Genomic DNA, 13,169 nt, shown 5'->3' on the forward strand with positions numbered 1-13,169 from the left:
CAGCAAAGAAAATAATGCAATGGTAACGCTTACATTACCTTTATAAAAAAACTCTTTACACTGAGGAGAAAACACCTGTTAAGAAATCTCCTGATAGCGAAAGAGTTAATTGTTTGCGTAATCGTTTACTTTATTTTCAAAAAAAAGTCAGAGCGATTGTCTGACCAGGAAATTGGCTTTTAAGCGATGTTCCTCTTTTCCAGAAGTGCCGTCCTCAATTCTCTGTAATATCACTTCGGCAGTTTTTACACCAAGCTGGAACGATGGCTGTTGGATAACGGTTAACGGGGGATGAGTGACCCGGGTCCACTGAAAATCATCAAAGCCAACAACGGCTAACTGGTCCGGTATACGAATCGAATGGTCTTGCAGATACGTCATCGCGCCCATTGCCATCACATTATCCGTTACAAAAATAGCTGTTGGATTCATCTCCAGCAGATCCCCCATGTTTCTGTATCCGTTCTCAAAGCTCACATCTCCAAAGCGAATCAATGAATCATCCAATTTAAGACCTGCGCTCACCAACGTTTCAGAATACCCCTCATACCGTTCAATCGTTGTCGTAACCGAAAGGGGGCCGGATAGAAAAGCAATTTTTTGGTGGCCTTTGTCCAGAATCTTTTGCATTGCTTCCTTAGTCGCACTTTTGTTGTCAATGAGTACGGAATCTCGTTCACACTGATTAGGGACTCTATCAATATAGACCACTGGATAATCTCCGAACAAACGCTCGTAATCGCAATCCCTGCTGGCCGGAGCCACGATCAGTCCGTCAATCATTTGTGAATCAAACATCCCGATTTCTTTATTTTCCACTTCCACATTGTCACTGGAGTCATTCAAGATCAGGTGATAGCCCCTTTGTTTCAATACGCTTTGAACTCCGGCTGCTACCGACATAAAGTAAAAGTTGGAAGTTTCTGAAGCAAGGATCGGTGCAAGAAACGCAATAATATACGACTTGCGGCTGCGCAATGAGCGGGCTACCGAATTGATTCGAAAGTTCAACTCATTCATTGCAAGATTCACTTTCTGTTTCGTCTCATTGGATACAAACCGCGTTCCGTTAATGACATGGGAAACAGTAGCTGTAGATACATTAGCCCTTAAAGCCACATCTTTGATACTGACATTCTTTTTTTCAGTCATCTACATTACACCTGTCTCGTTTCGCATTAAGCATATCCGATACCTCAATTGTTATTCCCACTGTGTTCATTGAAGTAAACGATTACTTACTATATAATATATTTTCACTAGAAGCTTTTGTCAAATATTATTGTCATTCGGGTGATTTGATGACTGTGCTAGGTCATTGATAACCCAATGGCCCCAATGAAGCGTATGCAAATACGGGCCATGCGGATCATGCCTATTAAAGTAGATTGGCGCGTGCGGTTCGTTCATCCAATGTTGCGGAGGACTGATATGGTATTGCGGACGGTGCTTGTCGTTTACAAGCAAGCGGTGGTCCAGTTTGATATCATCGTACGGAATCGCCGGAATCAGCCCCCCGTAAGGAGTCACATATTCCCGGTATGAATGTCTCACTTCCTCTGCGAAAGACTCTATTGTATATTTATAATTCATCAACCATGCCCCTGAACATATTAAGCACATACGGTGTATCGCACACAAGTATGGACGAATATGAGCAGCGACTAAAACAAAAAAGCAACTCATCCGCAGACAAGTCGCTTCCTATACACTCTATTGTTATCAGTACTACCTTGTAGCTTGTGATCTCACCGCTTCGCCTTATAAAACTCATGATAAAGCTTCATCAGCGCTCTCTTCTCAATCCGAGACACATAACTCCGCGAGATCCCCAGATCCTTCGCAATCTCCCGCTGCGTCCGCTCTTCACCGCCGGTATCCAGCCCGAAGCGGCCGACGACGACTTCCTTCTCACGTTCATCCAATATATCAAGGTTGCGATAGATCTTGCTCTTCTCGATTTTAAGGTCGACTTCCTTAATAACATCATCTGCCTCGGAACCGAGGATATCAATCAGGGTAATTTCATTACCTTCTTTGTCAGTCCCAATCGGATCGTGAAGGGATACATCCTTCCGGGTCTTTTTAAGTGAACGGAGATGCATCAGGATTTCGTTTTCAATACAGCGGGCTGCAAAGGTCGCGAGCTTCGTGCCCTTGTTCGGACGGTAACTTTCAATGGCCTTGATCAGTCCGATCGTGCCGATGGAGATGAGATCCTCCATATCTTCCCCTGTATTGTCGAATTTTTTTACTATGTGGGCAACTAAACGCAAATTGTGTTCGATTAGCAAGTTACGAGCCTTAGCGTCGCCCTCAGCCATCATCCCTAAGTATTTGCTTTCATCCTGCTCCGAGAGCGGCTGGGGAAAAGCATTGTTTCTTACGTACGATACCAGCAGCGTCAGTTCTTTGATCAGTAGCGCTATCGTGCTTATGATTCCTGGCAACTTGGCGACACCTCCCGCACATGTACAATGAAACCGATCAGCAATGAGAACTACGGGTTCATGGTCCTTTTATTGTATGTGGGTAGATGCCTAGAAGTGCCTGTACGGGGGAAATAGGTACGGGCTATTATAACAGGGATTTTAGGTATACTCTTTGGTGTGATAAGATAAGAATATAAAAGAGCCGTGCGTCAACACGACTCCCGTGTACAATCCGCGTCGCAAATGAAATCATTAGCATCAACGTTAGTATACCTCCACTTGCCAAGTTTGCAATCAGTTTTTGAGCATTTTTTTGCCGACAGTAAATTCGATGAATCCCAACATTAATCCTATAATCATAATGTACCAGTAATCACTGATTGAAGGTGATAATGTCACCAGAGTGAAAATAATTGTATATAAGCCGTATAAAAGAATAGACCCACTTGACAATCTGTAAAACCTATTTCTTTTTGTAATAAAAAATAAAGCAATAGAAAGTATTAAACACACTGATAGCACAATAAATGGGAAGTAGTAGAAAGAGGTTGTTAAAGAAGTGTTGAAACCGATTGAATGGGTTGCACTTGTTAAATTATAAAAATTTTTAAATCCATCTGTTACTATTAAGATTACTATGATGATCTGAACCGCTTTCCAATCCTGTTTCATAATAAACTCCTTTCGTTGAAACTCACACCATAACCCTTTGTAAATTAAAAACTTATGATTTTCAATTCAATCCAGCAAAGATAACCCCTAAGGATGGATCCATCTGACGTCGCTATCCTTGAGCTTCGGAATCCAACCGTTTGGAGGCGCTTGGTCGGAAACGATCACATGCACCTCATGAAAATCAACAATTTTGGCTAATGTTCGTTTAGCGATTTTCGACTCATCTGCAACTACAATCACTGTCTCTGAACAACGAATTAATTCCCTGGTCAGTACCGCCTGCTCGTAGTCATAGCTTGTTATCCCATACTCCAAGGAAACACCATCCACAGAAATAAAGGATTTATTGACATAGAAATCCTCCATAATTTTCTCAGCAATCGGACCGGATACCCGCAAGTGTTTTACGTTGACTTCTCCGCCTATCAAAATAATCTTACCGTCGAAGGCCCCGCGTTTTTTGTTTTCAATCAGTAACATCATCGCTGGTATAGAGTTGGTCAATATCGTTACATTATGCTTGCCCTCTAAGAAATGAATAATTTGCAGAGCCGTACTTCCTTCATCTATTATAATCACATCGTTGTGATCAATTAATTCCGCAGCGAGAAGCCCGATCTTGCTCTTAGCTTCAGCGTTTAATAATTCTCTTTCATAAAGCGGAGGCTCCATTCCTACCTTGAACTTAACTGCACCGCCATATATTTTTTTTAATTTATTTTCTTTTTCCAGCTCATCGAGATCTCTTCGAATCGTTTCCGTTGAAACTTCAAAGAGCAAAGAAAGCTCTCTGGCAATCACTTTGCCCTTCTCATTAAGCAGATTCATAATACTGATCTTTCTATCCTCCCCAGCAAGCGACAACTTGCTCCCTCCCTTTTTTTAGCATTGTATAACTACACTCTTTTTCCATTTAGGTGATAACCTTGCCGGTTTCTTCATCGAAAATATGAATAGCCTCAGAGTCTAGTGTAAGATAAATACGTTCATTATACGACACATTCAGATCCGAAGGGCTTAATATACGAATAAAATTCGTCGTGTTTTCATTATCGCCCAACATGACCTTGATCAATTTCTCCCGCCCAAGCTGTTCGACCAGCACGACCTTCGCCGGAATACTATTCTCCAGCTGTACTTTGGAAATCTGAAGATGATGAGGCCTTGCCCCTAAGGCTACCTTTGTTCCTTTAAATTCAGCATTCAATTTTTTAGTCGATAAAAGCTTATAGTCAAAGCCGTCTCCACGCAAAACACGTTCAGTTCCGTTGCGGAGCAGATCACATTTCAGGATGTTCATTGGCGGATTCCCCATAAAGTGTGCGACAAACAAATTAACAGGCTTCATAAATAACTCATCCGGTGTACCATACTGCTGAATTTTACCATTTTGCAGGATCGCGATTTTATCAGCCACCGCCATCGCTTCTTCCTGATCATGGGTCACAATAATCGTTGTAATCCCCAGTTTTAGCTGCAGGCGCCGGATTTCGTCGCGGACATCAACCTTTAAGCGGGCATCCAGATTTGACATAGGTTCATCCAGCAGCAGGAACAAGGGGTCTTTAGCAAGTGCCCGGGCCATCGCTACCCGCTGTTGCTGTCCGCCTGAGAGCTGGCTTGGCATCCGGTCTGTCAATTGATCAATCTGCAGCATTGCAGCAATCTCTTGGGCTTTTTGATAACGTTCTTTTTTCTTCACTTTCCGTTGCTTTAATGGAAATGCAATATTATCAAGGACAGTCATATGCGGATAGAGCGCGTAACTTTGAAATACCATCCCGATATCCCTGTCCTTAGGCTCCACATGATTTACAATCTTCCCGTCAAAATACACCTTTCCGCTCGTAGGCTGCAGAAGTCCGGCCAGAATCATTAACGTGGTTGACTTGCCGCAGCCGGATGGCCCTAGAAGCGCGACAAACTCCCCCCGCTTAATATCCAAGCTGACATTCTCCAGCGCTGTTGAATCGCCAAATTTCTTCGATATACCCTCTAGTTTTATCATACGCCTTTGGAACCTCCTATGGTCACCTTCATCATCGTCCGTTGGGTGAATAGATAAAATATGCCGATTGGAATGGTATAGAAGAGTCCAATAGCTGTAATTAGCCCAATATTTGTAACCTTATCATCATCTGTAAAAATCAGTTTGGCCAGGTAACCGGCAAGCGTCAATTTGGTGTTATCGAAAATAAACAGCTTGATTAGCAGCCATTCCCCGTAAGCCCCCATAAAAGCATAAATGGCGATCGCTGAAATACCCGACAGCATATTCGGCAGAATAATCTGATAAAGACATTTGAACCGGCTGCACCCGTCGATCATGCCGGAGAATTCCAAGTCCCAGGAGACTTCATCAAAAAATCCCTTCAGAATATACACATGCCAAGGAATCATTCCTGCTGCCGACAGCACAACAACTGCAAATACGGTGTTGAGCAGCCCTAAGTACATCATTATAAAGAAGCTTGTAATCAATAATGTAATTCCGGGAAAGGACCCCATAATAAACAGGAATTTCAAAGCAAATCCTTTGCCAACAAAATTCAACCTGGAAAAGGCATACGCTGCTGGAACCGCGACCAGAAGGTCAATCACCGTGATGAGCAGCCCAAATACAACCGTATTCATCACAATCGGCCAAATCATCGGAAAACTAATTCCTTCAAGAACAAAAGATCTCCTTAAAAACTGCCAATTCTCCCAAGACAATCTCCCTGAATTATAGTTGTATACCGACGATACAAATAACCAAATGATCATAAAAATGATAGGCAGCATTAACAGGACCATGAAGAAATGAATCATATTCCGTTTGCTGAATTTCCATAAGCTCACAGGGTTTCACCACTCTTATCTAGTATGGTCAGTCTTCTATCCGGGGAGGACGAATCAGTTTATTGAAATCAAATATCCTAAATAACAACAGTGTTAGCAGAAGTGAAATAATGACCACTATAACCGATATAGCAGCACCATATCCATACTCCAACCGATTAAAGGCCTGCTGGTAGCCATAGAGAGCTAACGTTGTGGTATCAAACACGGGGCCGCCTCCCGTAGCAAGCAGAATAAAATTGTAGCTTGCAAACAATCCGATCGTCGAAGTCACCGTAACGTACATAATCGGCCATTTTAATGCAGGAAGTATGATGTCCTTAATAATAGAACGGTCTTTGGCTCCATCCACCCTTGCTGCTTTATATACATCTTCGGGAATGGAATTGATCGAAGCCGAGAACAGAATCATGCCACCTGAGGCACCTGAGATGACTCCGGCAGCAATAATAATTAGTAGTCCTGCTTCATTGAACCAGGATACCGGTTGTTCCAGGCCAAAGTACATAATGACTTTATTCGCAAATCCTCCTGGTGTCGGGTTGAATATATACTTCCAGAATACAACATAGACTAAGCCAGGCATGGTGCTCGGAATCAGCCATATGACACGATAAAGGGCACCTATTCTTTTATTTTTCACCAGATACTGCGTGCAAATTGCCAAGAGCAAGCTGAAGGCTACGGTAAGGATTAAGGAGAAAAACACGTAAATCAGGGTTATCTTAATGATCGGCAATAAATTAATGTCTGCAAGGATCTGCCGGAAATTCCCCAGCCCGATGAAATCCGCCTTCATCTTACGGTCTAGATTTGTTGTAGACATCCATATAGTCGCAAATGCAGGAATGATAAAGAATAATAAAGTTAAGATCGCAAACGGCGCCAAAAACAGATAGGGGTAAGATTTTTTCTTCAATCTGGCTAAATTCATTGGCCCCTTCCTCTCTCATATGTACGGCTTGCAAAGGGAGGACTACAATCCTGCACTATGCAAGCCGTTGTTTCATCTATTATCGAAAATGTTGCTGCCGGCTATCTGAAAATGACTTGGTCCTGATCCACATTTTGCTTATAGTTTTCTTCGAATAACTTATAGGCTTCTTCTGCCGACGCACCATTAACCATGATTGCTTCAAGACCTTTAATTTGCTGCTTCAAATAATCAGGGTAAGCAAGATGCGGCGGACGTACCTTGGTATAATCCAGCATGTACGCTACATCATGTAGAAATCTGGAATCCTTAAACCGCGGATCTTCTTGTCCCGATTTTGTTACCGGCAGTTTGCCTGAGGCTATGGTGTGGTCCATTTGTAAATTTGGAGCCATTGCCAATTCAATGATTCGTTGAACATAAGGCATTTTATTCTCATCTACCTTGGAGCTGACGTAATACAGACGCGGATTGGCCAGTGAACCCGGTTCCCCGCCCTTACTTCCAGCCGGAATTAGAGTAAAGGTACTGTTTGCATAAAACCAATCCTCGAATTCCTTATCCGTTTTCCCATAAGCTTCTTTCATACTATTGTATGAACCGGTCCCTCCAATGAAAAACATGACATCCCCGTTGACATAATATCCGAAGCCCACATCTTCCAATGCGGCAAAGTCTTTCGTAATGGCGCCACTCTTAATTCCTTTCTCCCAAAAACTATAAGTATCTGTAATGCCCTTTTTATCGAAAATCACTTTACTTTGTTCCTGATCGTATGGCTCAAAGCCCATCATTTGGTTGTTGATATCCTGAACACTGATGTTGTCCAGCCCATCACTTACCAAGCCGTACTTCGTCACCTTTTTCTCAACAGCTTCAGCAGCGATGTTCAGCATATCCGCCATCGTCCAATCACCTTTAAGCACCCGATCCGGAAGTCCTTCAATATCCGCATCCGACCAACCCAGCTTTTTTAAAGCAGTTTTGTTTATATACAGAGGGGAAGCATCCATATCCTGAATTGCACCATATACATGCCCTTGGTATTCCATGATATCCCATAGATTTTGTGGAAGAGTTTTGAATACCTCTGACTCCTTCAGCCAATCCATAGGTTGAATAAGTCCTGCATCCAGTTCCCAGCCAATATCCAGGCTTGAATTCATTGAAATATCGCGGTATTGGCCGGCTTGGGCTTGCAGAACAAGTTCATCATCACCAACAGCCGGCAAAATGTCGGCAACTACTTCTACATTTTTGCCTTGTGCCGTCAACTCTTCATTTAAGGCTTTAAAAGCAGCTGTATAGTTTGACATCCGGGCACCGTAATCGTCCTCACCTACACTGATTTTAATAATTTCTTTCGTCTTGGCATCCTTCGGTGCATTAGCTTTATTCTGAACATCTGCTGCAGAAGCTGTTTCTTTCCCCGTATTATTCTTCGCACTACATGCTCCCAATACCACAGTCAATCCTAGTAATACTACAAATAGCATGGATAATTTGGTCCGCATCTCCATTTCCCCTCATCCCATTTTTTATAATCCAGTACAATATTAGTATAAGAATAGAGTGTAATAAGAGGATTAATTCCACGTTAAATATATGTTTTTATGTTGTTTTATTATGTTTTTATGTTGTTTATCGTGGAAACACTTGCGAGATAGCCGTTTCAATACACTGGAGGGCATGCTGCAGCTGCCCTTGAGTTGTAATTAAGGGCGGCACCAAGGTTAACACATTGCCATTAGAAACCTTAAAGCTCAGTCCCATCTCCATACAGCGGTACATAACCTTTTCTGCCCCTTCTACCGCCTCTTTCTTCGTTTGGCGATCGGTAACCAGCTCAATCGCAGCGAGCATTCCAATCACCCGGACATCCCCAATGACTTCATGTCTATTCATCATTGCCATCAGCTCCCGCTCCAGATAAACTCCCATTCGCTCCGCATGCTCGAGCAATCCATGCTGCTCAATATATTCGATTGTTGCCAAAGCAGCGGCACAACCTACTGAGCTTTTCTCATGGGTATAATGCCCGAGGGATATATCATGAGCCACATCCAAGCCTTCACGTGCAATGATGCCCGCCATTGGAAATAATCCGCCCCCAAGCCCTTTGCCAATAACCACAATATCCGGAACAATATCGTAATGCTCATGAACGAACATTTTGCCGGTTCTCCCGAGGGCTGTTGGAATTTCATCCAGCACAAGCAGAACACCGGATTCATCGCATATTTGACGTAATCTTTGGAAATACGCCTTCGGCGGAACCTGTACATCTGTGCTGCGTACCGGCTCCATAATGACTGCCCCGACATCTGCCTCCCGCTTCAACATGTATTCCAGATAATCAAGGGTTTTCGAGCCGTCAGGATCGGAATTCCCATAGAAGCTGCGATAGGAATTATAAGGCATCATATGCTCTGTTCCCGGCAGCAAGGGTCCCATATGGTTTCGGAATACACCTTCTCCTCCAACAGAAATCGCATCTAGGCTTGCCCCGTGGAAAGAGTCCCAAGTAGAAATGGTCTTGAAGTTTCCCGTCGCTTTACGAACAAGCTTCATCGCGATTCCGATGGCACTTGTACCCCCAGGTGTGAATAACACCTTATTCAGATCACCAGGTGCCAGCTCCACGAGCTTGCGTGCTAATTGAACTGCAACCGGACTCGTATAACGCCGCGGCAGAAAAGACAGCTCGTCCAATTGCTTCTTGACCGCATCAATAACATAACTATTCTTATGCCCAACCTGATGCACGCTGTTACCGTGAAAATCCATATATTTCCGGCCGTCCAGATCTTCTAAATAGATGCCTTCAGCATTTGTAATTACGTTCAAACAAGGCGTTGACATCGATTGATGCAGAAAGTAGCGGCTGTCTTCTTCTAGAACATCTCTAGTGTGGCGGCTTAAATTCGTTTCTTGCCATTGCTCGCGTTCTGCCGATAGATTAATGTCTCCTTCACTTCTCTGATAAGCCTTAATATCCATGAGGGCTGTCCCCTCCCAGCAAACGGCTGTTAATCGTTTCAATGAGGCCAGGCAGCTGAGACATATCCTCAATAACCTCATGCGCTCCATACTCGATAAACTGCTGCTTGGCCGCTTCAACTAGAAGCTTCAAAGCAGCCGGCTCCAGCTCATTCACTTCTTCCTGCGTCAAACCTAATATGGAGCTGCCTTTAACGATGCCAACTGCCCATACTCCGGCATTTCTTGCCTCTTGCATGTCCGACTTCGTATCCCCTACTTTTACGATTTGAGAAGGCATGCCCATATCCAGATGAATCATATTCGCGTAGATCATATAAGGATACGGGCGCCCTCTGCCATGGACAGAATCAGGAGTCAGCCAGTAATCTGGTGCGTAACCATTCATCTCTGCCCTGCTTGCGACAATTTGCATCATGGTGTCGTTATATCCTGTCGTCCCGCCAATTCGTAACCCTGACTTTCTAAGCTGCTTCACGGTATCGACAACATACTCAATAGGTTCAGCAAATCGATGTAAGATTTCAAGTAGCTTCGGTTCAAAAGCATCGTGCAGCTGATCCACATCGCTGTCAGTGAATGGACGCCCCATCTTTTCTTCAAATTGGCTGCGAATCCGCGGCATTTCCAGCATCATCTTGATATGATCCCATTTTAAGCACCCCATTGGAGCTCTGACTTCTTCCATCGCCGGTTCGATCCCAATCATCCGGAAGATATCGAAGAACACATGCACGGGAGCCATACATCCATAATCGACCGTCGTTCCGGCCCAGTCCAATATTAGTCCTTGTACTTTCATAAACGAATCGCTCTCCATTCATTCCCCATTGTTTGTCGCATAGGACAATATTGCCGCACACAAACCCACCATATCTTCTAGATGCACATCGCCAATTGAACCGATCCGGAATACTTGTACGTCGCTTAATTTACCTGGATAGATTACATACCCTCGCTCCTTCAGAAAGAGATACATAGACTCAAAGCTGAAATGCTCAAAGTCCGGATACCTGAACGTAGTGATAATCGGTGACTGCAGCGGTTCGGGAAGGTATGCTTTAAATCCCGCACTTTCCATTAAATGAACTAATGTTTGTTGATTCTCAAGATATCTGACATAACGCCGCTCGACTCCGCCTTCTGCCTCTAATTCAACTAAGGCCTGAGAGAAAGCCCGTACCACATGCGTCGGAGAGGTGAACCGCCACTTCCCCTCCTCCTGCTCCATCACTTGCCATTGATCATACAGATCTAATGATAATGACCTTGCATTGTGCTTACACTTTGCCAATTCATCCTTGTTACAGAGAACAAAGCTGAAGCCAGGTACGCCTTGAATACATTTATTCGAGCTGCTGACTAAGTAATCAATGCCCCACTTCTCAACTTCTACCGGTATCCCTCCAAAGCTGCTCATGGCATCGACAATAGCTATTTTCCCGTGCCCCTTAATCGTCTGTACCAGCTGTTCGAGCGGATTAAGAATACCTGTCGTTGTCTCACAATGTACGAACGCAACATGGGTTATCGCTGGATCTTGCTTCATCAAGGTATCCACTTGCTCTACATCAATAATTTGGCTCGGGGCGAATTCTAAAGTTCGGTAACCAATTCCGAGTATCCGCGCAATTTGCTCGATCCGTTTGCCATACGCTCCATTAGCCAGAATAAGGAGTTTGCCATCCTGGGGGATAACCGTTCCAATCGTTGCTTCAATTCCGAAGGTTCCACTTCCTTGCATTAACACTGACGTATAACGGGCTTCCGATGCTCTGCCTATATGAAGCAGCTTGCTCCGAATCAACTGAACGATATGTTTATAACTGTCATCCCAGGTACACCAGTCCTTCAGCATCACTGCTTTGACGGAAGGTGTTGTGGATAACGGTCCCGGTGTTAATAATAAATAGTGGTCTCCCATCGTAGTACCTCCTACATATTTCGAACAAGATTTCTTGCCCACTTATTTGATCTGTATCTGAAATAGCCAAAACCAGCCTTCGCAACTTCCTCGAATACGAACAGCATATACACGATCTCGACGGGCAGGTGAAAGACATATACTCCAACAAACACTAACGGCAGTGCAATCAGCCAGGTTGTGACTAATACCAGCTTCATTGTGTACAGGTTATCGCCGCCCGCTCTGAACATGCCGACAATCCACAGGTTATTTAAGAAGAACATGATCATCACTACAGCTTGAATGACCATCACATGCCGGAAGGAGGTTCGCACCTCAATGCTAATATTGGGGAATAGATGTACAAAGTACGGATTTAGCAGCAATATAAGAGCTCCAACGACTACACCCGAATAGAGGGCAATCCGTGTGAATTTACGGGCATAGATAAGGTATTCACCCGATTCGACTTGACTTAACTTCTCGCCAATCATGACTCTGGCTGCGTACGCAAACCCGAAAATTCCCATCATGAAATATCGGTTAAACGTGAGCGCTAATTGGTAAGTTGCTAGAGCAGCCACTCCTAAATGACCAAAGGCTACCGCATATAACATATTGCCAACCGACCACATCCCTTCATGGAACAAGAGCGGCAGTGTGGTTATGTATATTTTCCGGGCGAAATCCCAGCGGATTGAAAGAATTTCTTTCAGCGTGACATTGAAATAATATTTGTTCCAATAGACGTAACCTAGTAGAATAACCGCGCTGAGCATAGAGGATATTAAGGTTGACCAGGCCGCTCCAACAATACCGTACACAGGAAAACCAAGCTTTCCATAAATAAGTGCATAGTCCAGTAAAATATTGACGAACATACCCATAACCCCAACAATCAGAGTCAGCTTCACCTTACCTATCGAACCCAATGCGTTGCTAAAAGCATCTTTAATAGAATTAATTAAGAAAACGAATACGATCACAGATAAATATTGAATGCCATAGGCGATTGCCGGTTCATCCTGGATAAAAAGTGTGATTAACGGCGCTTTAAACACAGAGACAAGCATAAATACAATCAATGAAAGGAGGATGCTTGAGATCAGCATAAGAGCAAATGCTTTTTTAACATTTACAAAGTCTTTTACTCCATAAAATTGTGTAATGTAAGCTGAAATACCATAAATCGCTGCAAGAAGCATCCCAAGAATAAAGCTGATTTGACCCACTGCAGCCGTTATGGCAATCGCCGTATCCCCTAATCCTCCGACCATTAATGTGTTGATCAAAGAAAATGAATTCCCGAGTAGCATTTGAAGTACGGAGGGGATGACTAACCTCTTCATATCTTTACGAAATTCAGAACCGCTCATCTCTG

13 protein-coding genes are annotated in these 13,169 nt (G+C 43.7%); all 13 read right to left on the reverse strand.

Going from position 1 to position 13,169, the window contains the following annotated elements:
• Nucleotides 1-147: 147 nt before the first annotated feature.
• The 13 genes from AC3WT9_RS17250 to AC3WT9_RS17310 all read right to left on the reverse strand — a co-directional run bounded on the left by AC3WT9_RS17250 (nucleotide 148) and on the right by AC3WT9_RS17310 (nucleotide 13,164).
• A complete protein-coding gene (locus AC3WT9_RS17250) occupies nucleotides 148-1,152 on the reverse strand; it encodes a LacI family DNA-binding transcriptional regulator (RefSeq protein ID WP_341090846.1) in 1,005 nt (334 codons plus the stop codon).
• A 120-nt stretch (nucleotides 1,153-1,272) separates the two neighbouring features.
• Nucleotides 1,273-1,593 (reverse strand): hypothetical protein, encoded by a 321-nt coding sequence (locus tag AC3WT9_RS17255; RefSeq protein ID WP_341377676.1) that lies wholly within the window; start codon nucleotides 1,591-1,593, stop codon nucleotides 1,273-1,275.
• A 155-nt stretch (nucleotides 1,594-1,748) separates the two neighbouring features.
• Nucleotides 1,749-2,450, reverse strand: a complete 702-nt coding sequence (gene sigK / locus AC3WT9_RS17260) for an RNA polymerase sporulation sigma factor SigK (protein WP_038587424.1) — start codon at nucleotides 2,448-2,450, stop codon at nucleotides 1,749-1,751.
• Nucleotides 2,451-2,726: 276 nt separating this feature from the next.
• Nucleotides 2,727-3,104, reverse strand: coding sequence for a hypothetical protein (locus AC3WT9_RS17265; protein ID WP_341090843.1), 378 nt, complete (start codon nucleotides 3,102-3,104; stop codon nucleotides 2,727-2,729).
• An 87-nt stretch (nucleotides 3,105-3,191) separates the two neighbouring features.
• Entirely contained in the window at nucleotides 3,192-3,971 is a 780-nt protein-coding gene (locus tag AC3WT9_RS17270; RefSeq protein WP_038587416.1) for a DeoR/GlpR family DNA-binding transcription regulator, read from the reverse strand.
• Nucleotides 3,972-4,020: 49 nt separating this feature from the next.
• Entirely contained in the window at nucleotides 4,021-5,115 is a 1,095-nt protein-coding gene (locus tag AC3WT9_RS17275) for an ABC transporter ATP-binding protein (RefSeq protein ID WP_341090842.1), read from the reverse strand.
• Nucleotides 5,112-5,759: a carbohydrate ABC transporter permease gene (locus tag AC3WT9_RS17280; protein WP_156130827.1), complete on the reverse strand. Its 648-nt coding sequence runs from the start codon at nucleotides 5,757-5,759 to the stop codon at nucleotides 5,112-5,114. The genes AC3WT9_RS17275 and AC3WT9_RS17280 overlap by 4 nt, the downstream gene beginning before the upstream one ends.
• A gap of 217 nt (nucleotides 5,760-5,976) precedes the next feature.
• On the reverse strand, nucleotides 5,977-6,882 hold the full coding sequence (locus AC3WT9_RS17285; RefSeq protein WP_341090841.1) for a carbohydrate ABC transporter permease: 906 nt from the start codon (nucleotides 6,880-6,882) through the stop codon (nucleotides 5,977-5,979).
• Nucleotides 6,883-6,983: 101 nt separating this feature from the next.
• The gene (locus tag AC3WT9_RS17290; RefSeq protein ID WP_341090839.1) at nucleotides 6,984-8,396 is read right to left on the reverse strand and encodes a type 2 periplasmic-binding domain-containing protein; all 1,413 of its coding nucleotides are present in this window, start codon (nucleotides 8,394-8,396) and stop codon (nucleotides 6,984-6,986) included.
• 127 nt (nucleotides 8,397-8,523) lie between these two features.
• Nucleotides 8,524-9,882 carry an aspartate aminotransferase family protein gene (locus AC3WT9_RS17295; protein ID WP_341090837.1) on the reverse strand — a complete coding sequence of 453 codons (1,359 nt, stop codon included), beginning with the start codon at nucleotides 9,880-9,882 and terminating at the stop codon, nucleotides 8,524-8,526.
• Complete coding sequence (gene phnX / locus AC3WT9_RS17300; protein WP_341090835.1) at nucleotides 9,872-10,684, reverse strand: phosphonoacetaldehyde hydrolase; 813 nt, start codon at nucleotides 10,682-10,684, stop codon at nucleotides 9,872-9,874. Before phnX ends, AC3WT9_RS17295 begins: the two co-directional genes overlap by 11 nt.
• A gap of 18 nt (nucleotides 10,685-10,702) precedes the next feature.
• The gene (gene phnW, locus AC3WT9_RS17305; RefSeq protein WP_341377673.1) at nucleotides 10,703-11,806 is read right to left on the reverse strand and encodes a 2-aminoethylphosphonate--pyruvate transaminase; all 1,104 of its coding nucleotides are present in this window, start codon (nucleotides 11,804-11,806) and stop codon (nucleotides 10,703-10,705) included.
• Between the two features lie 11 nt (nucleotides 11,807-11,817).
• Complete coding sequence (locus AC3WT9_RS17310; protein WP_492407772.1) at nucleotides 11,818-13,164, reverse strand: MATE family efflux transporter; 1,347 nt, start codon at nucleotides 13,162-13,164, stop codon at nucleotides 11,818-11,820.
• Nucleotides 13,165-13,169: the final 5 nt, after the last annotated feature.

This window comes from Paenibacillus sp. EB106-06-01-XG199 (assembly GCF_058791575.1).

What these genes read in the sequence shown, in the direction of transcription:
- AC3WT9_RS17285 (WP_341090841.1), bottom strand. Translation starts at nt 6,882, where the DNA reads ATGAATTTAGCCAGATTGAAGAAAAAATCTTACCCCTATCTGTTTTTG.
- AC3WT9_RS17275 (WP_341090842.1), bottom strand. Translation starts at nt 5,115, where the DNA reads ATGATAAAACTAGAGGGTATATCGAAGAAATTTGGCGATTCAACAGCG.
- AC3WT9_RS17255 (WP_341377676.1), bottom strand. Translation starts at nt 1,593, where the DNA reads ATGAATTATAAATATACAATAGAGTCTTTCGCAGAGGAAGTGAGACAT.
- AC3WT9_RS17250 (WP_341090846.1), bottom strand. Translation starts at nt 1,152, where the DNA reads ATGACTGAAAAAAAGAATGTCAGTATCAAAGATGTGGCTTTAAGGGCT.
- phnW (WP_341377673.1), bottom strand. Translation starts at nt 11,806, where the DNA reads ATGGGAGACCACTATTTATTATTAACACCGGGACCGTTATCCACAACA.
- AC3WT9_RS17265 (WP_341090843.1), bottom strand. Translation starts at nt 3,104, where the DNA reads ATGAAACAGGATTGGAAAGCGGTTCAGATCATCATAGTAATCTTAATA.
- AC3WT9_RS17290 (WP_341090839.1), bottom strand. Translation starts at nt 8,396, where the DNA reads ATGCGGACCAAATTATCCATGCTATTTGTAGTATTACTAGGATTGACT.
- AC3WT9_RS17280 (WP_156130827.1), bottom strand. Translation starts at nt 5,759, where the DNA reads ATGATTTGGCCGATTGTGATGAATACGGTTGTATTTGGGCTGCTCATC.
- AC3WT9_RS17310 (WP_492407772.1), bottom strand. Translation starts at nt 13,164, where the DNA reads ATGAGCGGTTCTGAATTTCGTAAAGATATGAAGAGGTTAGTCATCCCC.
- AC3WT9_RS17295 (WP_341090837.1), bottom strand. Translation starts at nt 9,882, where the DNA reads ATGGATATTAAGGCTTATCAGAGAAGTGAAGGAGACATTAATCTATCG.
- phnX (WP_341090835.1), bottom strand. Translation starts at nt 10,684, where the DNA reads ATGAAAGTACAAGGACTAATATTGGACTGGGCCGGAACGACGGTCGAT.